Source organism: Methylobacterium ajmalii (genome assembly GCF_016613415.1).
GTDB classification, from domain to species: Bacteria; Pseudomonadota; Alphaproteobacteria; order Rhizobiales; family Beijerinckiaceae; genus Methylobacterium; species Methylobacterium ajmalii.
In genome coordinates this window covers 54,077-77,678 of the sequence record NZ_JACWCT010000044.1, presented here as the reverse complement: position 1 = coordinate 77,678, position 23,602 = coordinate 54,077, and the positions used below count along the sequence as shown (strand labels likewise).

General features: G+C 70.2%; 13 protein-coding genes, 1 tRNA gene and 1 pseudogene. 5 read left to right on the top strand and 10 right to left on the bottom strand.

The window, feature by feature from the left end:
• Both HPY23_RS08550 and HPY23_RS08545 read right to left on the bottom strand, forming a co-directional pair.
• A pseudogene (locus HPY23_RS08550) lies at nucleotides 1-225 on the bottom strand (hypothetical protein); the annotation flags it as partial.
• A gap of 287 nt (nucleotides 226-512) precedes the next feature.
• Nucleotides 513-588: transfer RNA gene (locus tag HPY23_RS08545), tRNA-Lys, on the bottom strand.
• Nucleotides 589-716: 128 nt separating this feature from the next.
• Here HPY23_RS08545 and HPY23_RS08540 point away from each other — a divergent pair.
• Nucleotides 717-1,805, top strand: a complete 1,089-nt coding sequence (locus tag HPY23_RS08540) for a hypothetical protein (RefSeq protein ID WP_091885410.1) — start codon at nucleotides 717-719, stop codon at nucleotides 1,803-1,805.
• Here HPY23_RS08540 and tgt read toward each other — a convergent pair whose 3' ends face one another.
• Entirely contained in the window at nucleotides 1,806-2,939 is a 1,134-nt protein-coding gene (tgt, locus tag HPY23_RS08535) for a tRNA guanosine(34) transglycosylase Tgt (protein ID WP_091885406.1), read from the bottom strand.
• A complete protein-coding gene (queA, locus tag HPY23_RS08530; protein WP_060849192.1) occupies nucleotides 2,936-4,021 on the bottom strand; it encodes a tRNA preQ1(34) S-adenosylmethionine ribosyltransferase-isomerase QueA in 1,086 nt (361 codons plus the stop codon). Before queA ends, tgt begins: the two co-directional genes overlap by 4 nt.
• A gap of 129 nt (nucleotides 4,022-4,150) precedes the next feature.
• Here queA and HPY23_RS08525 point away from each other — a divergent pair, with 129 nt between their 5' ends.
• The 4 genes from HPY23_RS08525 to HPY23_RS08510 all read left to right on the top strand — a co-directional run bounded on the left by HPY23_RS08525 (nucleotide 4,151) and on the right by HPY23_RS08510 (nucleotide 6,740).
• Nucleotides 4,151-4,357 (top strand): hypothetical protein, encoded by a 207-nt coding sequence (locus HPY23_RS08525; RefSeq protein ID WP_060845785.1) that lies wholly within the window; start codon nucleotides 4,151-4,153, stop codon nucleotides 4,355-4,357.
• A gap of 164 nt (nucleotides 4,358-4,521) precedes the next feature.
• Nucleotides 4,522-5,409, top strand: a complete 888-nt coding sequence (locus HPY23_RS08520; protein ID WP_091885403.1) for a cation diffusion facilitator family transporter — start codon at nucleotides 4,522-4,524, stop codon at nucleotides 5,407-5,409.
• 67 nt (nucleotides 5,410-5,476) lie between these two features.
• Nucleotides 5,477-5,773, top strand: a complete 297-nt coding sequence (locus HPY23_RS08515) for an alkylphosphonate utilization protein (protein ID WP_060845783.1) — start codon at nucleotides 5,477-5,479, stop codon at nucleotides 5,771-5,773.
• Between the two features lie 424 nt (nucleotides 5,774-6,197).
• Nucleotides 6,198-6,740, top strand: coding sequence for a hypothetical protein (locus HPY23_RS08510; RefSeq protein WP_139234938.1), 543 nt, complete (start codon nucleotides 6,198-6,200; stop codon nucleotides 6,738-6,740).
• Between the two features lie 62 nt (nucleotides 6,741-6,802).
• Here the strand turns inward: HPY23_RS08510 and HPY23_RS08505 are convergent, their stop codons facing one another.
• The 6 genes from HPY23_RS08505 to HPY23_RS08480 form a co-directional block, all read right to left on the bottom strand.
• Nucleotides 6,803-8,002, bottom strand: a complete 1,200-nt coding sequence (locus HPY23_RS08505) for a pyridoxal phosphate-dependent aminotransferase (protein ID WP_091885400.1) — start codon at nucleotides 8,000-8,002, stop codon at nucleotides 6,803-6,805.
• A 90-nt stretch (nucleotides 8,003-8,092) separates the two neighbouring features.
• Nucleotides 8,093-8,863, bottom strand: a complete 771-nt coding sequence (locus tag HPY23_RS08500) for an FkbM family methyltransferase (protein ID WP_200646967.1) — start codon at nucleotides 8,861-8,863, stop codon at nucleotides 8,093-8,095.
• Nucleotides 8,864-9,187: 324 nt separating this feature from the next.
• The gene (glgB, locus tag HPY23_RS08495) at nucleotides 9,188-11,344 is read right to left on the bottom strand and encodes a 1,4-alpha-glucan branching protein GlgB (protein WP_210346831.1); all 2,157 of its coding nucleotides are present in this window, start codon (nucleotides 11,342-11,344) and stop codon (nucleotides 9,188-9,190) included.
• Nucleotides 11,345-11,765: 421 nt separating this feature from the next.
• Nucleotides 11,766-15,017 (bottom strand): maltose alpha-D-glucosyltransferase, encoded by a 3,252-nt coding sequence (gene treS / locus HPY23_RS08490; RefSeq protein WP_091885395.1) that lies wholly within the window; start codon nucleotides 15,015-15,017, stop codon nucleotides 11,766-11,768.
• Between the two features lie 151 nt (nucleotides 15,018-15,168).
• Nucleotides 15,169-18,576 (bottom strand): maltotransferase domain-containing protein, encoded by a 3,408-nt coding sequence (locus tag HPY23_RS08485; RefSeq protein WP_091885392.1) that lies wholly within the window; start codon nucleotides 18,574-18,576, stop codon nucleotides 15,169-15,171.
• Between the two features lie 78 nt (nucleotides 18,577-18,654).
• On the bottom strand, nucleotides 18,655-23,601 hold the full coding sequence (locus HPY23_RS08480) for a malto-oligosyltrehalose synthase (protein WP_091885390.1): 4,947 nt from the start codon (nucleotides 23,599-23,601) through the stop codon (nucleotides 18,655-18,657).
• Between the last annotated feature and the right edge of the window lies 1 nt (nucleotide 23,602).

The window sequence follows — 23,602 nt, the reverse complement described above, 5'->3', positions numbered from 1 at the left end:
CCGCCCGCTCGCCCGCGCCTCGGCGCTCATGCCGCCGGCGCCCGCGAAACCGCCCGCCGGGCCGGCCGCCGGCCGCGCGAGGCCGAGATCCTCGATCGGCGTATCCTCGACGATCGCCCGCAGCGCGTTCTCGGCGAGCCGGAGCTTGGCGAGTTCCGCCCCGATCCGCTCGTACTCGGCCTCGAGCGCCGCGCGCCGTTCGCTCACATCAGCCAAGGCCTTCATGAGCGCATCATTCTCCGACATTGCCCCTCCAGACATTCTGGGCAATGGCTCGTTGCATAGGTGTCCGACAGCGTCAACGAAGACCCGCACGACCGAAGAGATGTCCCTGCGTCTTCCACGGGATACCGCCGGCGCCGCGGCACCGATCGTCGGGTCGGTCCGGTGCGAAGACTGCTGACGAGCGAGAGCTCGAACAATCGAGACCGGCATCTCTCGTCATGAGACACTCATGCCGCCGTTTTGCATGAGCTTCGCGATGATATTGCGGATATGTCGAGAAGTAAAAGTGGTGAGCGCGCTGGGACTCGAACCCAGGACCTACAGATTAAAAGTCCGTTGCTCTACCAGCTGAGCTACGCGCCCGTGCTCCCGGGATGAAGCGCGGCGCTGGCGGGCCGGCCCTGGTCCTGTTCGGAGCATGGGCGGACATAGGGGGTTGACGCGGCCGGGTCAACCGGGGGACCACGGCCGCCCACAGAACCCCCGTCGCGATGTCCCCTGCCCCCGCCCCGTCCGCCGATCCCGCGACCGCGTCCGCCGCGGCCTGGCGGCGTTTCGCCGGCCTCCTCGTCGGGGCGGCCGGCGCGCTGGGGCTCCTCGTGCTCGGCTTCGTGACGCTCCTCGACCCTTACGGCCTGCGTGCCGCGCCAGGGCGGGCGCCGGGGCCGATCATGGATCTCAACCAGCGCTTCATGTACCCGCAGGTGGTGCGCAGCGGCGCCTACGACGCGGCGGTGTTCGGCACCTCGACGGCACGGCTCCTCGATCCGCAGGCGCTCGACCGCGCCTTCGGCGGGCACTTCGCCAACCTGGCGATGAACGCCGCGACGCCCTGGGAGCAGACGCAGCTCGCCCGGCTGTTCCTCGCCCGGACCTCAGCGAAGGCGGTGCTGTTCGGCCTCGACGCGCCGTGGTGCGAGGCGGATGCGGAGGCAAAGCGCCTGACCTTCCGGGCCTTTCCGCCCTGGCTCTACCGCGAGCCGCTCGCCTGGAGCGCGCTCCTCCACCAGTGGAACCAGCAGAGCGTCGAGATCGCCGGGCGGGCGCTCCTCCACCGCCTCGGCCGGATGAAGGCCCGCATCCGCGGCGACGGCTACGAGGTCTTCACCCCGCCGGAATCGCTCTACGACGCGGCCCGGGCGGCGGCCCACATCCACGGCGATGCGCCCGCGCCCGAGGCAGCGCCCGACGCGGCGCCCACGGCCGATCCCGCCACCCCGGCCCTGCCCTGGCTCGATGCGCTGCTGGCCCTCGTGCCGGCGGATGCCCTTAAGCTCGTCGCCTTCATGCCGGTCAACGTGGCGGCGCAACCCCCGCCGGGCAGCGCCGGCGCGGCGAGGGAGGCGGCCTGCAAGGCGCGGGTGGCGGACATCGCCCGCCGCCGCGGCGCGACGCTGGTCGACTTCCGCATCCCCTCGGCGGTGACGCGGGACGACACCCAGTACTGGGACGCGCTGCATTACCGCCTGCCGGTCGCCGGGCGCATCGTCGATGCCCTGCGCCGGGCGGTGGACGCGAAGGCCGACGACCCGGACGGGTTCTACCGGGTGCTCGCCGCGCCGCGGCCGACGGGGCCGTGATCAGGCGGCCCGGTCGCGCTCCGCCTTCTGCCAGCCCTCGCGCGTCTCGCCGATGAAGTCCTGGAGCCGGCCTTCGGCGATGGCCTTGCGCAGGCCGGCCATCAGGTCCTGGTAGTAGGACAGGTTGTTCCAGGTCAGCAGCATCATCCCCAGGATCTCGCCGGCGCGGACGAGGTGATGCAGGTAGGCCTTGCTGTAGAGGTTGGCCGCCGGGCAGGTCGACTCCGGGTCGAGGGGGGTGTTGTCCTCGGCGAAGCGCGCGTTGCGCAGGTTGAGGCGGCCGTGGCGGGTATAGACCATGCCGTGGCGGCCGGCCCGCGTCGGCATCACGCAGTCGAACATGTCGACGCCGCGGCTCACCGCCTGGACGATGTCGTCGGGCGTGCCGACGCCCATCAGGTAGCGCGGCTTGTGGGTCGGCAGGTGCGGCTCGACGGTCTCGATCATCGCGAGCATCGTCGCCTGCGGCTCGCCGACCGCCAGCCCGCCGACGGCGTAGCCCTTGAGGTCGAGGTCGACCAGGGCCCTGGCGCTCTCGACGCGCAATGCCGGGATGTCGCCGCCCTGGACGATGCCGAACATCGCCTTGCCGGGCTGGTCGCCGAAGGCGATGCGGCAGCGCTCGGCCCAGCGCAGAGAGAGGCGCATCGCGCTCTCGATCGCCGATTCGGGCGCGGGCAGGCGCACGCACTCGTCGAGCTGCATCTGGATGTCGGAGCCGAGCAGGCCCTGGATCTCGATCGAGCGCTCGGGGCTCAGGAGATGCGTCGAGCCGTCGAGATGCGACTGGAACCGCACCCCGGTCTCGTCGAGCTTGCGCAACCCCGACAGCGACATGACCTGGAAGCCGCCGGAATCGGTCAGGATCGGGTAGGGCCACTGCATCATGGCATGCAGGCCGCCGAGGCGCGCCACCCGCTCCGCGCCGGGGCGCAGCATCAGGTGGTAGGTGTTGCCGAGCACCACGTCGGCGCCGAGCGCCTTCACCTGCTCAGGGTACATCGCCTTGACGGTGCCGGCGGTGCCCACCGGCATGAAGGCCGGGGTGCGGATGACGCCCCGCGGCATGCGGATCTCGCCGGTGCGGGCCGGCCCGTCGGTCGCCGCGACGGTGAAGGTGAAGTGGTCGGTCATCGCGTCTCCGCCCGGAAGAGCAGGCTGCTATCGCCGTAGGAATAGAAGCGGTAGCCGCGCTCGATCGCGGCCGCGTAGGCCGCCCGCATCGGCTCGAGCCCGGCAAAGGCCGAGACGAGCATGAACAGCGTCGAGCGCGGCAGGTGGAAGTTGGTCATCAGCCCATCGACCGCGCGGAAGCGGTAGCCCGGCGTGATGAAGATGTCGGTGGCGCCGGTCCAGGGCCGGATCGTGCCATCGGGCCCGGCGGCGCTCTCCAGGAGCCGGAGCGCCGTGGTGCCCACCGCCACGATGCGCCCGCCCGTTGCCCGCGCCCGGTTCAAGGCCTCGGCGGCGTCTGGCGTGATCTCGCCGATCTCGGCGTGCATCCGGTGGGCGTCGGTGTCGTCGGCCTTGACCGGCAGGAAGGTGCCGGCGCCGACATGCAGTGTCACCCGTACCTGCGCCAGCCCGGCGGCATCGCAGGCCGCCAGCAACTCCGGCGTGAAGTGCAGGCCGGCGGTCGGGGCGGCGACCGCCCCGGGCTCGCGGGCGTAGACGGTCTGGTAGTCGGCGGCGTCCTGCGCGTCGGTCGGGCGCTTGGCCGCGATGTAGGGGGGCAGCGGCAACTCGCCGAGGGCCGCCACCGCCTCGTCGAGGGCGGGGCCCGCGAGATCGAACGCGAAGGTGGTCTCGCCCCCCTCCCCGCGCTCGACGATGGTGGCGTCGAGGCGGGTGAGCCCGCAGGCCTCCCCCTCCCCGGCCGCCCCGAAGCTGACCCGGTCGCCGACCTTCAGCCGCTTGGCCGGCCGGGCGAAGGCGCGCCAGCGATCGGGCGCCTCCCGCAGGTGCAGCATCGCCTCGAGCCGTACCGTGCCGCCGTCGCGGTGGCGCAGGCCGCGCAGGCGCGCCGGGATCACCCGCGTGTCGTTGAAGACCAACACGTCGCCCGGGCGCAGGAGGCCGGGGAGGTCGCGCACGATGCGGTCCTCCGGGGGGCTGCCCGGATGCAGCAGCATCAGGCGGGCGCCGTCCCGCGGCACCGCGGGCCGGAGGGCGATGCTGTCCTCCGGCAGGTCGAAATCGAACAGGTCCACGCGCATCGCGCCCTTCAGCCAGGATTCCGCCGCCGGATCAATGGGGCACGGGCGCTCGCGGGCCGGAGGATGGCGCGCCGGCCTCCGGCGCCCCATCTGACATCGCGTCGTTTCGTCCGTCCGGAGTCTCCCGTCATGCCCAGCCATCCGACCCTCGATGCCGAGCTCGTCGTCTGGTGGGAGTGCGAGGCCGCGCGGCTGGAGAGCCTCGCCGCCTCCGCCCGCTTCGGCTTCACGCGCCGGCACTATGCCCGCAAGGCCGCCGCCGCCCGGGCGCGGGCCCAGGTGAGCCGCCTGCGCGAGCAGGCCCGGGAGCCGGCGCCCCGGCCCGCCATCGGCTGAGCGGGCCCGCGCCTTCCCCTGAGGAATAGCCGGCGCCCGAGGTTTTAGCCGGGGCTAAGACCTGTGCCGTGGCCTTCCGGGACGCGGCGCCGTATGGGAGCGGCGCCGGACCGCGGCGGCGCCCTCCGCGCCGCGGCCACGCCCTCGTGCCTCGGAACATCGTCATGGAACGCGCGCAAGCCGCCGCCCTCGCCAGTGCCGGGGTCGGCCTCCTGGTGCTCGGCCTCAAGTTCTTCGCCTGGTGGATCACCGGCAGCCTCGCGCTCTACTCGGACGCGCTCGAGAGCATCATCAACGTGGTCGCGGCGATGACGGCCTTCGTGGCCCTGCGCGTCGCCGCCCAGCCCGCCGACCAGAACCACCCCTACGGCCACCACAAGGCCGAGTACTTCTCGGCGGTGATCGAGGGCGCGCTGATTATCGTCGCGGCGATCGTCATCCTGCGCGACGCCTACGACGCGCTCCAGGCGCCCAAGACCCTCGACGCACCGCTCGTGGGCGTGGCGGTGAACGGGTTCGCCACGGTGATCAATCTCGTTTGGGGCCTGATGCTGGTGCGGCGCGGGCGCGACTGGCGCTCGCCGGCCCTGGTGGCGGACGGCAAGCACGTGCTGGCCGACGTGTTCACCTCCGGCGGCGTGCTCATCGGCCTCGGGCTCGCCACCGCGACCGGGTGGGCGATCCTCGATCCGGTGATCGCGGTCGTGGTGGCGCTCAACATCCTGTGGTCGGGCGGCGCCATGGTGCGCGATTCCGTGAGCGGCCTGATGGACCAGGCCGCACCGGCCGAGATGGTGGGGCAGATCCGCCGGCTGATCTCCGAGCACGGCGAGGGCGCGCTGGAGGCGCACGACGTGCGCACCCGGCACGCCGGCCAGGTCACCTTCATCGACTTCCACCTCGTGGTGCCGGGCGAGATGACCGTGGCGGAATCCCACGGCATCTGCGACCGGCTGGAAGCCGCGATCGAGGGCGCGGTCGAGGGCGCCGTGGTGACGATCCACGTCGAGCCCGGCGAGGAGGCCAAGCAGCGTGGCCTACCGGTTATCTGAGGCGCGCCCCCTTGCGGGGGGCCGTCCCCACCGGCGACAACGCCCCGGCAACGGAGGACCGACGAGCGTGACGGGTGCGGACGACGACTACGTGTACGACGAGGCGACGGGCGAGTGGCGCCCGGCGAGCGAGATGCAGGCCACCGCGACCCGCGAGGTGCGGGACGCCTCCGGCAACGTGCTCAACGACGGCGATTCCGTCACCCTGATCAAGGACCTCAAGGTCAAGGGCGCCAACCAGACCCTCAAGCAGGGCACGGTGATCCGCTCGATCCGGCTGACCGACGACCCCGACGAGATCGATTGCCGGCACGACACGATCAAGGGCCTGGTGCTGCGCACGGAGTTCGTCCGCAAGCGGTGAGGCCGCGCTCGTGGTCACCCCGGAGCGGGAAAGCGGAACTTGGGATCCTTACCCGCATCCAGTCCGATGTGGACCGAGACGCTATCCGCCTCGCTCTTCGAATGGTTGTAGATCAAGAGTTATAATTTTATATTCGGACTGTGTTCTGCAGCGCGCTCTCGTAGTATGGCGAGGCATGAAAAATTTTTGCCGCTTTCCACAATAATTTCATGCCATAAAGGCAAGACCCATCGTGCGGGCTATTCGCAAAATGCGCAGTTCGTAAAAATAGTGCATTGATTTTTGATAAGTGGATAATCCATATTGCGGCTTCGCTTGCGCTAGTAGATAATACATGAAAGATCGGAAATCTGATCATTGCGCTCGCGGGTGAATGGCAATTATGCGATCCGTCAGTTCTTGTAGTGTATTATTTGTATTGAGCATGTCGTGCCTGCTGGCTGCCGGATGTGATAGATGGACCAGCCTTGCAAATATCACCAAAGAGACAATCACAGATAATTGGCCCGAACAGTATCTGGAGGCCATCACGGCAGCCAACAAGGGCGACTGCCGCGAGTCTTGGAACAGCCTCTGGCCGCTCGCTAAGCGGGGTGACCGAAATGCTATCTATCTTCTGTCCGAGATGCTGCTGGAGGGGATGGAAATCACAGTAAATTCAAATTATAAGAAAGACGCTTTTCTATTTTATTTATATTCATTAGGCTCGAGAGACGCGTATTCTATATATATCAGCAAATCAAATCCGAAGTATCATCATTCAGAATTTATCAAGAGATTCGAAAAGCAGGATCTCGGTGAATTGAGTCAGGTCTATCAATGCATCAAAAATAATCACGAGTCGGATTGTCTCAAAGAATATAAAGAAAAAGGGATTATACCAAATTTCAATAAATTTACATCCGATATCGAAAGGCAAATAAAAAATTACAAGACGATCTCCGGATGCCACATATTTCTCGGATAAAATATCGGAGTTTTAGATTGTTGGGCCTAAAACTCCGATTAAGCAGTTGACTATCAGATTTTTTAAAAAACTGGCACCATCCGGCGCATCGCCTCGGTGAGATCCGCAGCCGAACGGGCAAAACACAATCGCAGGAAGCCCTCACCGCCGGGGCCGAAGGCCGAGCCGGGCGCGAGCCCGACATTCGCCTCGTCGACGATGCGCTTGGCGAGGCGGACGTCGTCCGGCTCGGACGGGACCCGCGGGAAGGCGTAGAAGGCACCGGGGGGCGCCGGTAGCTCGACGCCCGGCAGGGCCGAGAGCGCGTCGCACACGATGGCGCGCCCGGCGCGGGCCTGGGCGATCTGCTCGGCCACCAGTGCCTCGCCCTCGCGGATCGCCGTGATCGCGGCGTGCTGCAGGAAGGTGGCGACGCCCGACGTGCCGTAGAGGACGAGCCCGTCGACGATCCGGCCGATCGAGGCCGGTCCCTCGAGCCAGCCGACGCGCCAGCCGGTCATCGCCCAGTTCTTGGAAAACGTCTGGACGAACAGCACCCGGTCGCGGTCCTCCGGCTGCCAGACGTCGCGGATCGATGGCGCGCGGCCCGAAGCCTCGTAGGCGGGATCGAAGCAGAACCGGCCGTAGATCTCGTCGGCGACGATCCACAGGTCGTGGCGGCGGGCGATCGCCAGCACCGCCTCGAGGTCGGCCCGGGTCGCGACCCAGCCGGTCGGGTTCGCCGGGGTGTTGAGGACGATGGCGCGGGTGCGGGGCGTGATCGCGGCGGCGATCCGGGCGATGTCGAGGCTCCAGCCCGCGCCGGCATCGAACTGCATCGGCACCGGGACCGGCCTGGCCCCCTGCATCGCGATCGCGCCGAAGAAGTTCGACCAGGTCGGGGTCGGCAGCACCACCTCGTCGCCGGGCTCGGCGGCAATGCGGATCGCGGTGTGGAAGGCGTGCATGCCGCCGACCGTCACGAAGAACCGCTCGGGGCCGACCGGATCGGCGTAGACCCGCGACACGTACTCGGCCAGGGCCTCGCGCAGGGGCGGGATGCCGAGCATGCGGGTGTAGAACGTCGCGCCGTCGCGAAGGGCCCGGTGGGCCGCCTCGGCGATGAAGGCCGGGGTCGGCCGGTCGCCCTCCCCGACCCAGAGCGGGATCAGGCCCGGCCGCTCGACGCCGTAGGCCACGAGCTCGCCGATGCCGCTTGGCCACACCCCGGCCGCCTCGCGGCTCACCGGCGGCATCGTGTCGGGCAGGGGCGTCACGGTCATGCTGGGACTCACCGGATGGGACGGGAGACCCAGGCATCGCAAGCGCGGCGCCCCGGCGCAAGCCGGAGCGGGAGCGCGCCAGATGCGCGTTCAGATCCGCGTGGCGATGAAGAACCAGCGCGTGCCGTCGAGCGAGGCGGTCTCGGCGAGCGGCAGGAACGGCCCCTCGTCCGAGCGGCAGAAATGCCGTGCGAAACGATCGGCGGGGAAGAAGCCGAGCAGCCGCTCGACCGAGCCGCCGAACTTTTCCAGACCCGCCCCTCCATGGACCTCGATGAACCAGTTCGGAATCCGGTCGAGGGAGGTGCCCGCGCCGTCGAGCACCGCGCATTCGAAGCCCTCGACGTCGACGTAGACGATGTCGGGAGTGCCGAACTCACGGACCAGGCTGTCGATCGAGCGGCTCGTGACCTGAATCTTGCCGTGGGTGCCGGCGCCGCCGTCGACCTGGCCGTTCAGGCTCTCGTTGAACTCCAGCACCCCGTCCTCGCTCGCCGCGGCGGCGTGGAGGATCGTCAGGTTGCGGACGCCGTTATGCGCGACGTTCTCGCGGGCGACGCGGGCGTTGTGCGGGTTGGCCTCCAGCGCCACCACCCGGCCGGTCGGGCCGACATGGTGGGCGAGTTGCAGCGCCACCACCGCCTGATGCGCGCCGAGGTCGAACACCGTCGCCCCGTCCGTCAGCGCCGCGTTTTCCTTGAAGAACGCGATCTCGGCCAGCATTCCGGAATCGTGGTCGTACCATTCGGCGCCGACCGGATCGCACAGGCTGACCGTCAGATCGATCCCGCCGAAGCGGTGCGTCACCACGCGCCGCTCGAAGGACTTCAGCGAGCGCTCCAGCTTGGCCCGCCGCGCCATGGACTGCATCCATGGCGGCATCAACTGCTTCGACAACGCCGTCAACATGGAAGGAAGATCCCTCGTCCCGATTACTGCAACCGTCATAGCAGGTCGGGGCCGGAGGGCCGAAGCGGCTTCCGGTTTCTCGGTTAAGCGTCCCGGTGGCGGAGTGCCGAGATCCCGCCGACACTCGTCAATATTTGGGTGAGAGGTCGCGGTGTACCGCATTTCGGTGAGAGGTCGCGGTGTACCGCTCCGGGCCGGTCGTCCGGCCGGCCGCGATGCGCGGGGTCCCCGGTGGATGGGGACCCCGCGCGAGACTTTACCGAGGGTTCTGCGTCCTCACCCCTGGCGCACCAGGATGACCGTCGCGAGCGGCGGCAGCGACAGGGTCAGCGAGTGGTCCTGGCCGTGCGAGGCCTCCGCCACCGCGTCAACACCGCCGTAATTGCCGACGTTGCTGCCGCCGTACTGCTCGGCGTCCGAGTTGAACGCCTCGCGGTAATGGCCGGCCGCCGGCACGCCGACGCGGTAGCCATGGCGCACGACCGGGGTGAAGTTCGAGATCACGATCGCGATCTCGCCCTCCTTCCGGCCCTTGCGCGCCCAGGCGATGACGTTGTTCTCGGCGTCGTCCGAGATCAGCCACTGGAAGCCGGCGGCCTCGGTGTCGCGTGCGTAGAGCGCCGGGGTCGCCGCATAGAGGTGGTTGAGGTCGCGCACCACCGCCTTTACGCCGGCATGGAGGGGGTCCTCCAGCAGGTGCCAGTCCAGGCTCTGGTTGTGGTTCCACTCCTTCTCCTGGCCGAACTCGCCGCCCATGAAGAGCAGCTTCTTGCCGGGATGGCCCCACATGAAGCCGAAATAGGCGCGGAGGTTCGCGAATTTCTGCCAGCGGTCGCCCGGCATCTTGCCAAGCAGCGAGCCCTTCCCGTGCACCACCTCGTCGTGGGACAGCGGCAGGATGAAGTTTTCCGAGAAGGCGTAGAGCAGCCCGAAGGTCAGGTCGTGGTGGTGGTAGCGGCGGTGCACCGGCTCTTTCGATATGAACCGCAGGGTGTCGTGCATCCACCCCATGTTCCACTTGAAGCCGAAGCCGAGGCCGCCGGTATAGGTCGGGTGCGAGACGCCGGGCCAGGAGGTCGATTCCTCCGCCACCGTCATCGTGCCCGGCGCGTGGCTGTAGGTCGCCTCGTTGGTCTTGCGCAGGAAGTCGATGGCTTCCAGGTTCTCGTTGCCGCCGTACTGGTTCGGGATCCACTCCCCGGCCCGGCGCGAGTAGTCGAGGTAGAGCATCGAGGCCACCGCATCGACCCGCAGGCCGTCGAGGTGATAGTGCTCGAGCCAGAACCGGGCGTTGCAGGCGAGGAACGCCGAGACCTCGGTGCGCCCGAAGTTGTAGATGTAGGTGCCCCAGTCCTGGTGGAAGCCCTGGCGCGGGTCGGCGTGCTCGTAGAGGTGAGTACCGTCGAACTGGCCGAGGCCGTGGGCGTCGAGGGGGAAGTGGCCCGGCACCCAGTCGAGCAGGATGCCGATGCCGGCCTCGTGCGCCGCGTTCACGAACTCGGAGAAGTCGTCGGGTGAGCCGAAGCGGCTCGTCGGCGCGTAGAGCGAGACCGGCTGGTAGCCCCAGGACCCGTCGAACGGATGCTCGGTGATCGGCAGCAGCTCGATATGGGTGAAGCCCATCTCCTTGACGTAGGGGATCAGGCGCGCGGCGAGCTCGCGGTAGGTGAGGTAGCGGTTCCCCTCCTCCGGCACCCGCGCCCACGAGCCCAGGTGGACCTCGTAGATCGAGATCGGGCTGTGGCGGTGGTCGATGGCGTTGCGGCTCTCCATCCAGGCGCCGTCGCGCCAGGCGAGCTTGGGCAGGCCTTCGAGCCGGGAGGCGGTCTCGGGCGGCTGCTGGGCCGCGAAGGCGACCGGATCCGCCTTGAGCGGCAGGAGCGCGCCGTCGGGTCCGCGCATCTCGAACTTGTAATGCCCGCCCCGCTTCAGTTCGGGGATGAACAGTTCCCAGACGCCGCCATCCTGCCACAGCCGCATCGGGTGGCGCCGGCCGTCCCAGTCGTTGAAGTCGCCGACGACCGAGACGCGGCGGGCGTTCGGCGCCCAGACCGCGAAGCGGAAGCCCGGCGTGCCGCCGATCTCGATCTCCTGGGCGCCCAGCACCCGGTGCACCGCGTCGTTGCCGACGTCGCGCAGGAGGCCGATCTCCTGCTGGTCCAGGGTGGCGCCGTACTCGTAGGGGTCGCGCCGCAGGCGCTCGGTGTTGTCCCAACCCTCGACGGCGATCCGGTAATCCGGCCGCCGCGGATGCGTGACGCCGGCGACGAAGAAGCCGGCCGGGTGGCGGCGTTCCATCGGCACGCGGGTCTCGCCGATCACCACCGTGGCGGCGCGGGCCTCCGGCAGCACCGCGCGGATCTCCCACTGGCCCTCGGCCGTCTCGTGCGGGCCCAGCACCGAGAACGGGTCGCCGTGCTCGGCCCGCATCATCGCCTCGACGGCGTCGGGATGGACCGCGTAGGCGCGGCCGGGCACCGGGGGACGGGCGGGCCGGCCCTGGGCCGGGGCCGGGCCCGAGACGCGGGGCGAGGACGCCGCCTGCATGGCGGCGACGCGCAGCGACACGGGCTTGCCGGAGGCCGCGCCCCGGCGCGGCGCCTCGGTGGTCGGGGCCTCAGCGGCGGTGCCGGTCGGTGCCGCGGGGGTCGTCACGGTCTCGGTCGCGCGCGGCTCAGGCGGGCGGGCGGTCGGGCGCCGGCGAGCGGCCGGCTTCCGGGCGCTGGTCTCGTCGTCCATGGGTCTCGCACCTCTCCAAGCGGGTTTTCGTCGACATGGTCGGGGGGCTCGCACCACCCCGCGACCACGGGAATCGACGCGGGCGACGCCTCGGCTGGGCGTCGCCCGCGCGGGGTCAGTCGGCCAGGATGGCCAGGACGCCGCGGGCCGGAATCTCGATCCAGTCCGGGCGGTTGTTGGCCTCGTAGTCGATCTCGTAGAGCGCCTTCTGCAGCAGGCAGAGCTGCAGCAGACGTTCCTGCGTCGCCGCATCGGTGACGGCGGCGCGGCTGCCCTGCACGGTGGCCGCGTAGGCGTCGAGGAACGCGCCGCTCACCATGCCGCGCCAGGCGTCGACGGCGGCCTTCGCCCGGTCGCCCGCCTCGGCGAAGCGCGAGGCGACCTCGCGGCTCACGGTCTCGCCGCCATATGCGAACGAGCGCAGGATCCCGGCGACGTCGCGCAGGGGCGTCGACTTCGCCCGGCGCTCGTCCACCGGCCGCGACGGCTCGCCCTCGAAGTCGACGATGATGAGATCGTCCTGCGAGGCCAGCACCTGCCCGAGATGGTAGTCGCCGTGGATACGGGTCCGGTGGGCCCCGGCCGGCGCCTCGCGGCTCAGGGCCTCGATCAGCGCCTCGATCTTGGCCTTGGCGGACAGCACCGCTTCGGCCGCCTCGCGGGCACCCTCCGAGGCCGCGGCACCCAGCCCGTTGCAGGCGCGCAGGGCCTTCTCGGCCTGGCGGCGCGTGTCGGCGGCGAGGACCGCGAGGTCGTCGGCCGTGAACGGCTCGGCGGCGAAGGCCGGGTCGTCGGTCTCGGTGGCGAGCGCCCGGTGCATCTCGGCGGTGCGCTGGCCGAGCAACGCGGCCCAGCGCAGATGCGTGGCGAAGGCGTCCTCGGGCGAGGGAGCCTCGCTCTCGGGCACCAGCACGAACGTGTCGAGGTCGCGCCGGAGATACTCGAGCATCAGGGTCCAGGCATCGCCCTGGTTGCGCACGAAGGCCTGGAGCAGGCCGAGCGCGGTCGCGGTGCCGTCGGGCCCGACATGCTCGACGACGCCGAGGAGCGCCGGGGTGTTCTTGAAGCCGGCCTGTTCGGTGAGGAAGCGCCCGACCTCGACCTCCGGGTGGTCGCCGGGCTGGAGCCGGCGCAGGAGCTTCAGCATCAGCCGCGAGCCGAAGGCGATCGAGGTGTTGCTCTGCTCCGCGGACAGACGGCGGATGTCGGCCGGGTCGAGCTCGATCTCCGAATCGAAGGCCGAGGTCGCCCGGAAGCGCAGGCTGCCCTTCTCCGAGGCGATGTCGCGGTTGTGGCGGATCGCGTCGACCATCGCGAGGGCGAAGTCGGTCGAGGAGGCCGCGCCGTAGAGGAGGCCCATCCGCGGGCCGCGGCGCACCCGGGCGACCGCGTGGTCCATCAGCGACTCGTCCTCGCGGCCCTCGTCGACGGCGAGCGGCACGAAGTAGTCCTGCGTGTCGCCGTTGCCGAGCGAGACGGCGATGCGCGGCAGCAGGAAGCCGCCGGTGCCGGTCGCGGAGGGCAGGATCGCGCTGTCGGTGACCTCGACCGAGCGGATGCGCGAGCCCTTGGCGCCGAACCAGCGCCGGGAGCCGATGAAGCGGGGCGCGACCGTGCGCTCGAAGGCCTGGCGCTCGCGGCCCCGCATCAGGGTCTCGACGCCGCCGGTGAGCACCAGGGTGAACAGCTCCGGCGCCTCGGGGCTCGGCCCCATCGTGCCGGCATTCGCCGTCGAGAGGGAGAACCAGTAGAAGCCGTAGGCCGGCATGGTGAGCAGGTACGGCAGGTCGCCGATCGGCGGGAACGAGGTGCCGCCGGTCAGTTCCACCGGCACGGCGGTACGGAGATCCGACAGGTCGAGCTGCACCGCCTGCGGCGCCCGCGACAGGTTGGCGACGCAGAGCACGCGCTCGTTGTCGTGCTCGCGAATCCAGGCGAGCACCTTGCGGTTGTCCGGGTAGAGGAAGCGTAAGCCGCCGCGCCCGAGCGAGACGTGGTTGTTGCGGATCGCGATCATCCGCCGCGTCCAGTTGAGCAGGCTGGTCTGGGCGCGGGCCTGCGCCTCGACGTTCACCGCGTCGAAGCCGTAGATCGGGTCCTGGATCGTCGGCAGGAACAGCCGGGCCGGGTCGGAGCGGGAGAAGCCGCCGTTGCGGTCGGGCGACCACTGCATCGGCGTGCGCACGCCGTCGCGGTCGCCGAGATAGATGTTGTCGCCCATGCCGATCTCGTCGCCGTAATACAGCACCGGGGTGCCGGGCATCGAGAGGACCAGGAACTTCATCAGCTCGATCTTGCGCCGGTCGTTCTCGAGCAGCGGCGCGAGGCGGCGACGGATGCCGAGGTTGATGCGGGCGCGCCGGTCGGCGGCGTAGAAGCTCCAGAGGTAGTCGCGCTCCTTGTCGGTCACCATCTCGAGCGTCAGCTCGTCATGGTTGCGCAGGAAGATCGCCCATTGGCAGCCCTCCGGGATCTCCGGCGTCTGCCGCATGATGTCAGTGATCGGGTGCCGGTCCTCCTGCGCGATCGCCATGTACATCCGCGGCATCAGCGGGAAGTGGAACGCCATGTGGCATTCGTCGCCGTCGCCGAAATACTGTGCGGTCTCCTCCGGCCACTGGTTGGCCTCGGCCAAGAGCATCCGGTCGGGGTAGGATTCGTCGAGGGCGGCGCGGATCTTCTTGATGACCGTGTGAGTCTCGGGCAGGTTCTCGCAGTTGGTGCCGTCGCGCTCGATCAGGTAGGGGATCGCGTCGAGGCGCAACCCGTCCACTCCCATGTCGAGCCAGTAGCGCATCACCTCGATGACCGCGTCGAGAACCTTCGGGTTGTCGAAGTTCAGGTCGGGCTGGTGCGAGTAGAAGCGGTGCCAGTAATACGCCTTGGCGACCGGGTCCCAGGTCCAGTTCGAGGCTTCGGTGTCGAGGAAGATGATGCGGGTGTCGGTGTACTTCTCGTCGGTGTCCGACCAGACGTAGAAGTTGCGCCACTCCGAATCCTTCGGGGCGTTGCGGGCCTGCTGGAACCAGGGATGCTGGTCCGAGGTGTGGTTGATGACGAGCTCGGTGATGACCCGCAGGCCCCGGGCATGGGCCTCGTCCACGAAGGTCCGGAACTGGTCCATCGTGCCGTAGGACTGGTTGATGTCGCGGTAATCCGCGATGTCGTAGCCGTCGTCGCGCAGGGGCGAGGGATAGAACGGCATCACCCAGATCGCGGTCACGCCGAGGTCGCGGATGTAGTCGAGCTTCGCGGTCAGGCCGTCGAAGTCGCCGATGCCGTCGTTGTTCGCGTCGAAGAAGGACTTGACGTGCACCTGGTAGATGATGGCGTCACGGTACCATTGCGGATCGGTACGATCGATCATCGCGTCAGAGCCTCATTCGATCGGGTCGTGGCGCCGGGCTGAAGGCCTTTGCGGCTGTCGCCATGCTCGGGCTCAACGCGGGGCGCCGGGGAGAGTTCGGAATGCCTGCCGGCACGGACGGTCGCCCGCCCGCGCCTGATACGCACTTCGGCTAGGCCGAGCCGTGCTGCCACGCGGCGCCCGCCGCCGCAAGCCGCGCCGGGCGGCGCAGGCGCCAGATCACCACCGACCGCTCGGCCGGATCGAGGGCGATGCGGTGGGTCTTGCCGCGCAGCTCGAACTTGTAGCCGAGCAGCAGGTCCTCGACCTCGACGGCGCCGTCGTCGGGCAGCCCGAGCTGCCACAGCGGCACCTCGTAGGTGCATTCCTGGCGGTTCCGCGGGTCGAGGTTGACCATGCAGAACACCGCGTTGTCGCCCGACGGCGTCATCCGCAGGTAGGCCAGGATCTGCTCGTTCCAGGCCGGGGTAAAGACCACGTTGCGGAAGTCCCAGAGCGCCGGGTTCTCGCGCCGGATGCGGTTCAACGCAATGATGTGGTCGCGGATGTTGCCGGGCTTGTAGTAGTCCCAGGCCCGCAGCTCGTACTTTTCGGAGTCGAGGTACTCTTCCTTGCCCGGCACCGGCGCGGCGTCGCAGAGCTCGAAGCCGTTGTAGATGCCGTATACGCTCGACAGCGTCGCGGCGAGCGTACCCCGGATGACGAAGCCTGGCCGGCCGCTGGTCTGGAGGAAGACCGGGTTGATGTCCGGCGTGTTGGCGAAGAAGTTCGGGCGGTAATACTCGCCCATCTCGCCGGCGAGTTCGGTGGCGTAGGTCGCCAGCTCGTCCTTGGTGTTGCGCCAGGTGAAGTAGGTGTAGCTCTGCTGGAAACCCGCCTTGGCGAGTTTCTTCATCATCTTGGGCCGGGTGAAGGCCTCGGCGAGAAAGAGCACGTCCGGGTAGCGGTCGTTGACGTCGCGGATCATCCATTCCCAGAATGGGATCGGCTTGGTGTGCGGGTTGTCGACCCGGAAGATCTTCACCCCCAGCTCGACCCAGCCGACGATGATGTCGCGCAGCTCGGTCCACAGCGACGGGAAGGCGCCGTCGCGGTAGAAATCGACGTTGACGATGTCCTCATACTTCTTCGGCGGATTCTCGGCGAACTTGATCGTGCCGTCGGGCCGCCAGTCGAACCATTCCGGATGCTGCTTGATCCAGGGATGGTCCGGCGAGCACTGGATAGCGAAGTCGAGCGCCACCTCCATGCCGTGGGCGTGGCTCGCCGCCACAAGGCGCCGGAAGTCGTCGAGGGTGCCGAGATCCGGATGCACCGCCTCGTGGCCGCCCTCCTGTGCGCCGACGGCGTAGACCGAGCCGACATCGCCCTCGCCCGCCTTCAGCGAGTTGTTCTTGCCCTTGCGGTTGGTGCGGCCGATCGGGTGGATCGGCGTGAAGTAGAGCACGTCGAAGCCGAGCTGGCGGATCTCCGGCAGCCGCGCGATCACGTCGTCGAAGGTGCCGTGGCGGTTGGGGTCGCCGGATTGCGAGCGCGGAAAGATCTCGTACCAGGCCGAGAACCGGGCCGCCAGGCGGTCGGCGAAGACCTCCAGCACCACGGGATAGCGCGAGAGGTTCACGCGCTCGGAGTTGCGGTGGATCAGGGCCGTCTGCTCCAGCAGCCGGTGGAGCTGCGCCGCCGAGCCCGCCTCGTCGGCCTCGAGCGCCGCGACGAGGGCGCCGAGCGCCGTCTCGTCGCTGCCCTCGGCCAGGGCCGCCGCCCGCTTGACCAGGCCGACGCCCTCGATCGTCTCGAGCCGGACGTCGATGCCGGCCTTGCGCTTCTTCTCGAGGCCGCGCAGCCAGGACGAGAAGTCGTCGCGCCACGCCTCGACCGTGTACTCGTAGCGGGCGTTGCGGGTGAGCGGGAAATGGCCGTGCCAGCGGTCGTTGTCGACGAACAGCATCGGGTCGCGGCGCCACTCGGTCTCGCCGGCCAGACGCGACAGGACCGCGGCGTTGATGACGTCGTGCCCGTCGGTGAAGATGTCGGCCTCGACGTGGACCTGGTCGCCGACGACCCGCTTGATCGCCGAGCGGCCGCCGTCGATCTCCGGGCTCACCGCCTCGATGATCACGCGCCCCTCCCCGTCCGGGGTGGTGCGGCGGGGCCGGCGCATCGCGCCGATGCGGCGGGCGGCGAGGATGCGCACCGCGCGGGGTTCGAGGCCGATCGACTGGTCGGCCCGGAAGGCGAGCGGGGTGGCCTCGGGCGTGAGGTCCTGGAACGGGCCGAACTCGCCGCCGGTGCCGGCGATGAGCGGCGCCGGATCGACGGCCACGGGGGCATCGGTCGGGTTGTGCAGCACGATCACGGCGTTCTCGGCCGAGCCGGTATGGCCGGTATCGATGCGGATCAGCGCGACGTAAGCGGCATCCGGGGCCGAGAGGCGCCATTGCGCGCCCTCGACATTCGCCGCCGGCAGGTCGGCGCGCAGGCGGTTCACCGCCGCGACGAAGCCCGAGATGTCGATGCCGGTGTGGTGCTCGCGGCTCTCCGGGGTGGTGTCCACGACGTGGAGCGGCTTGGCGTAGCCCCACTCGTAGCCGATCGGCATCAGCACGCCGGCCGAGAAGAAGGCGGCGAGCGCGTAGCGGCTCTTGAGTTCCGCCGCCACCGCCTCCGGCCCGCCCTCGAGGGAGGCGGCCAGCCGCGGCATGTCGTGGTTTTCCGGAAACGCGATCGAGGGCGCCAGGATGCGCAGGCGCTCGTACTGCTCGAGCGCCCAGGGCGCCTTGAGGTCCCACCAGGCGAAAGAGTTGAACAGGTAGTCGAACCCGGCTTCCGCCGTGGCCCGTGCCTCCTCGAAGGTGCAGCCCAGGGTCTCGGCGGCGAAGAGCGCGGCGTGGTCGCGCTGCTTGGCGGCGCCGATCAGGCTGCGCCAGACGTCCGGCGGCACCTTGTAGGCGGCGTCGCACCGGAAGCCGGCGACGCCGAGGGCCTGGAGCCGGGCGATGTAGCCGTTCCACAGCTCGGTCAGCGCGGTGCGGGGCCCGGCCTCGACGTAGTCGAACTCGGCGAGGTCGCCCCAGACGGTGATCTTCGAGGGATCGTCGGGATCGACGGCGTGCGGGCTCACCGGCGCGCCGGATGCGTCGCGCACGAACAGGTCCGGGCGCTCGTGCGCCAGCCGGCCGTCGTTGGCGGCGTGGTTCACCACGAGGTCGGTCATGATCTTCAGGCCGTGCCCGGCGGCAGCCGCGCAGAAGCGGCGGATCTGCTCGTCGTCCGGCGTCCCGTCGAGGTCGCGCAGGCGCTCGTCGAGGCGGTCGGTGTCGGCCACGGCGTAAAGCGAGCGCGAGCCGCCGGCCTGATGGAACGGGTTGAGGTAGACCCAGTCGAAACCGAGCTCGGCGATGCGGGGGAGTTCTGCGGTCCAGGCCGAGACCCGGCCGACCAGGAGGGGAAAGAGATTGTAGATCCGCGGTCCGGCCGCCAGCGGCGCCAGGGTGGCCGGCAGCGGCGTCACCTCGCGGGTGCGCTTCGCCGGCTTGGTGCTGGTGCGGGGTACGTTCATCGGCCCGGTCCTGCCTGCTTCTCTCGAATCATCTCGGGCGGGCTCGCATGCCCCCTCGGGGCACGCGAGCCCGGGGTCTCAAGTGGCGGAGCGACGCAGAACCGCCAGGGGGAGACGCGCGAAGAGTCGGGCAACCGACAGATGCCCGCCCTCGGCCCGGACCTCGTCGCCGGTGACGAGGTCGCGCCAGACGCTGCCCTCCGGCACCGGCAGGAGAACGTCCGCGACGGCTCCGGCGAGGCGGGTGCCGTTCCCGTCCGGCGCCTCGCCGGCCGCCTCGCTCACCACCTGGCGCGGCACCGCGACCAGGAGGTCGCCGGCCTCCGCACCCGCGGTCGCGTCCTGCCGCAGGAAGGCGACGACGCGCTCCGCCCCCTGCCCCTCGGCCGCGACCGGCGTGTAGTCGGCCTCGGCGTAGAAGCCGGGATGCGCGGCGCGGTCGGCGAGCAGCCGGGCGAGCACCCGCTGCTTGATCCGCCCGTCCGGCCAGGCGGCGAGCAGGTCCTCCAGGGCCGTCTCCTGCCCGAGCGCCGCCTCACGCTCGGCGTAGTCGACCGGGCGGCGGTTGTCGGGATCGACGAAGGAGAAATCCCAGAACTCCGTGCCCTGGTAGATGTCGGGCAGGCCCGGCAGGGTGCATTTGAGGACGGAGCGGGCGAGCCCCGACACCATGCCGACCCGGGCCAGCCGCTCGGCGAAGGGCCGGAACTCCCGCAGGAACTCCGAGCCCGGCGCCACCAGGGCGTCGAAGAGCTTCGCGACCGCGCCCTCGTAGGCCTCGTCGACGTTGACCCAGCTCGACCGGCGCTTGCCCTCGCGCATCGCCTTCTCGGCATAGGCGCCGAGCCGGGTGCGGAACGCCTCGACGTCCTTCGGGTCCGGGTTCTCGCTCAGCAGCTCCAGCGGCCAGGCGCCGAGGATCGCCTGCAGGAACATCCACTGGTCGTTGGCGTCGGGCGCCGGCTCGCCCTCGACCTCCGTGAGGTGCGGCTCGGCCAGCCGGCCCCACAGGTCCCAGGCCTGCGCCCACTCCCCCGGGATCTCGGAGAGCGCCAGCAGCCGCGTGCGGGCATCCTCGCCGCGCTTGGTGTCGTGGGTGGCCGTGGTGATCATCGCGTTGGGCCAGTCGCGGGCGCGGGCGGCCTGGAGCCCGTGGAAATGCTCCGCGGTGAGGCCGTACTCGCCCGGATCGCCTCCGACCTCGTTGAGCGCCAGGAGCGCGACGAAGCGGTAGAAGAGCGTGTCCTCCAGGCTCTTGGCCATCACCGGGCCGGTGAGCTGCTGGAAGCGCCGGCGGAAGCGGCGCACCACCTCGGGATCGGGTCGGCCCGGCCCCTCGGTATCGAGGCGTCCGAGCAGCACCCGTTCGGCGAAGTCGTGCACCGAGCGGTCGGGCAGGCGGGAACGGCGCTTGGCCTTGCGCACCGTATCGCCGATGAGCTTCAGGTCCTCCGCCTCGATCTCGTTCTCGTCGAGCTCCTGGGGCAGGTAGCTGCGGTAGACCGGGAACCGGGCGACGATCTCGGAGAGCGCCTGGCGCAGGGCGTTGACCGAGAAGTCGCGGGTGCGACGGTCGGCGTCGGCCACCTGCTTCAGGTCCGAGGTGAGCACCTCCAGCTCGCTGGCGAAGCTCGTCTCCAGGATCTCGCCCTTCACGTTGCGCAGGAGCCAGGGATACGGCTCGTCCATGCCGGTCGCCCCGGCATAGAGCCCGGCCACCGCCTCGCGCTTGCCCTGGTCGACGAACAGCCCGTCGATCTGGTTGAGCACGTCGTAGCCGGTGGTGCCGGCGATCGGCCACGGGCGCAGCTTCTCGCCGGGCTCCAGGATCTTCTCCACGACGATGTAGAAGCCCGGGCCGAGCGCGGCCTGCAGCGCGCGGGCGTAGCCGGCCGGATCGGCCAGGCCGTCGATGTGGTCGATGCGCAGCCCGTCGATCCGTCCCTCGCGGATCTGGCGGAACAGCATCGCGTGGGCGCCCTCGAACACCCGGCGATCCTCGACCTTGAGCCCGGCGAGCGAGTTGACGTCGAAGAAGCGGCGGTAGTTGATGTCGCTCGCCGCGACGCGCCAGTGGGCGAGCCGGTAGGCCTGCGCCTCCAGGATGCGGTGGAGTGCCCCGAAGCTGTCGGGATGGCCCTTGAAGCCGTTGACGAGCGTCACCGCCCGGTCGATCGCGGCCTTCAGATCGGGCGAGGACGCCACCGCGTGGGCCAGGCGCCGCTTCAGCCCCTCGGCCTCCTCCGGATAGCCGGCCTGACGCTCGACGTTGGCCTCGTCGGCCATCCGGCGCAGGCGCTCTGAGATCGACAGCACCTCGGCCGAGGCCTCGTCGCCGACCTCCGCCAGCGCGGCGAGCGTCCGGTCGAGGACGATCGGGTAGCTCAGCGGGTTGACCGGGAAGCGGTGCTCGAAGTGCCAGACGCTGAGGGCGCCCTCCTCCGGGTCGAAGGCGAGCTTGAGGTCGCCCTTCTCCAGGGCCTCCCCGTAGCGGTCGCCGAGGAAGGGCACGACGAGCTTGTTGCGGGCGCCCAGCCGGCCCCAGTCGATGTCGAAGGCGTCGGCCGCCGGCGACAGCGCGCCCCATTCGAGCACCGAGAGCCACCACGGGTTGTCGGCGCCGCCGACGCCCATGTGGTTGGGCACGATGTCGAGCAGGAACTTGAGGCCGTGGCTCTTCAGCGTGTCGCTGAAGCGGATGAACGCCTCCTCGCCGCCGAGCTCCGGGTTGATCTCGCGGTGGTCGACGATGTCGTAGCCGTGCATCGAGCCCGGCCGCGCCTTGTGGATCGGCGAGGCGTAGACGTGGCTAATGCCGAGCTTGGCCAGGTACGGGACGATCCTGGCGGCGTGGTCGAAGGTGAAGTCCTTGTGGAACTGCAGCCGGTAGGTCGCCCGCGGCGGCGGCGAGGCGAGGCGCGCGGCGCCCGAGCGCGGGCCCCGCGCCTCGGCCGAGAGCGAGGAAGCGAGCTTGGCGAGCGGTCCGCCGGGCGCCGCGATCGCGTCGAGGTCGCGGTCGAGCTTGCGACGCCAGTTCGGGTAGCCCTCGGTGACGCCCGGCATGTTGGCCTGGCTCACCTCGCCGAGGATGTCCTCGTACTGCACCGCCGTCAGGACCGAGGGCGCGCGGGCAAGGAAGCGCACCGCCGCCTCGAAGGGCGGCTCGGGCGGCACCTCGCTCGTCGGAATCAGGCCCTCCTGGTTCAGCGCCTCGGCGAGGCGCCGGCGCTCGTGCACCCGCTCGTCGCGCTCGGCGCCCGCCCGGTCGGCGTCGTAGAGGCCGAGCGACTGGCGCAGCTCCGTATCGACACCCCGCCACCAGCCGACGAAGGTCGGCAGGTCGTGGGTGGTGATGGCGCAGAGCGCGTCGCGCGGGTACTCGGCCGGGCGCTTGAAGGTGCCGCCCTCCCCCCGCTCGAACGACAGGATGCGGTAGCTCAGGATGCCGGCCTGCATCAGCGCGTCGGAGAAGCCGGCCGGCGCGGTGCCGAGGTCTTCCGCGATCACGAGGCACTTCGCCCGGTGGCTCTCGAGCCGCAGGACCGCCAGCATCGCCTCGAACGGCATCGCCACGTAGGCGCCGCCCTTCGCCCCGCCGCCGACCGGGATCAGGAACAGCCGGGCGAGCTGGAAGGCGTGGTCGATGCGGATCGCGCCGGCGTGGCGCATGTTGGCCTGGACCAGCGCCCGGAAGGCCGCGAGGCCGTCGCGCTCCAGCTCCAGCGGATCGAAGGGCGGCAGGCCCCAATCCTGGCCGTTCGGCGCCAGGATGTCCGGCGGCGCGCCGATCGACAGCCCGGCGGCGAAGCGCTCGGGATGCGACCAGACCTCCGAGCCGCCGCGGTCGGCGCCGACCGCGAGGTCGCGGTAGAGCCCGAGCCGCATGCCGGTGGCGAGGCCCTGCGCGGCGGCCTCGGCGAATTGCCGGTCGGCGAGGAACTGCAGCCAGGCGTGGTAGGCGACTCGCTCCTGGTGCTCGGCCGCGAAGGCCGCGACTTCCGGCGTGCCGTTGCGGCGGTAGGCCTCCGGCCAGTCGCCGAGCCAGTTGGCGCCGCCTTGCGCGAAATGTTCGGCCAGGGCCTCGAAGGTGGCGTGGGCCTCCAGGTTCTCGCCGACCGCGGCGCGGAAGGCGAGGTACTCGGTGTCCCGCCCGGCCCGGGCCGGCGAATCCTGCCACAGCGCCTCCAGCACCGGGCCGAGCACCTGCCAGATGCCGGCATGGTCGACGAGCGAGGCGTCGCGCAGGCGCGCGATCTCGGAGTCGGACTGGCGCAGGAGCGCCTCCGCCCGGCTGCCGGGAAAGCCCGGCAGGGCGGCGGGGGCGATGAAAAGCGTCTCGAGGAAGAGCCGCGACGACGGCGAGTAGGGCGAGACCTTCTGGCGGTCGGTCGAGAACAGGGCGTGGACCGGGCTGAGCCCCAGGAAGGCCGCGCCCTTCGCGCCGGCATCGGCGGCGGCCCGGCCGGCATCCGCGTAGGTGCCGATGCCGAGATTGTCGGCGGAGCGCAGGCCGTAGAGCTGGGCGGCGAGGCCCCAGTCCCGGGCGCCCTCCTCGGCCAGGGCCCGCGGGCGCCAGCAGCGCTGGGGCGCGGCGATCACGGTCGCCTCGGCGCGACGCTCGCCGAGCGTCACGACGAGCCGGTGGTAGCCGGGGGTGAGCGGCGGCAGCTCGATCGCCTCGGTGCCGGGGGCGAGCACGACCCGCCCGTCGCGGGCGGTGCCGCGCTCGTCGACGACCCGCCAGCTCAGCGTGCCGGAGCCGCCCTCCGGCCGGACCGGCACCCGCGCGGCGCGCCTGGCCTCGACCGGCACCAGCGGCGGCACGAGGCCGTGGCGCAGGGCGCGGATGCGGCCGAGGCTCGCCCGCGCCTCCTCCTCGGTGCCCGCCGGCAGGCCGAGGGCGGCGAGCAGCCCCTGGCGCACGCCGAGCGGGGTCTCGACGCGCTGGCCGAAGGCGTCGGTGTAGTCGGCGGCGATGCCCGCCTCATCGGCGAGCCGCGCGACGACATCCTCGGTCACGGCCATC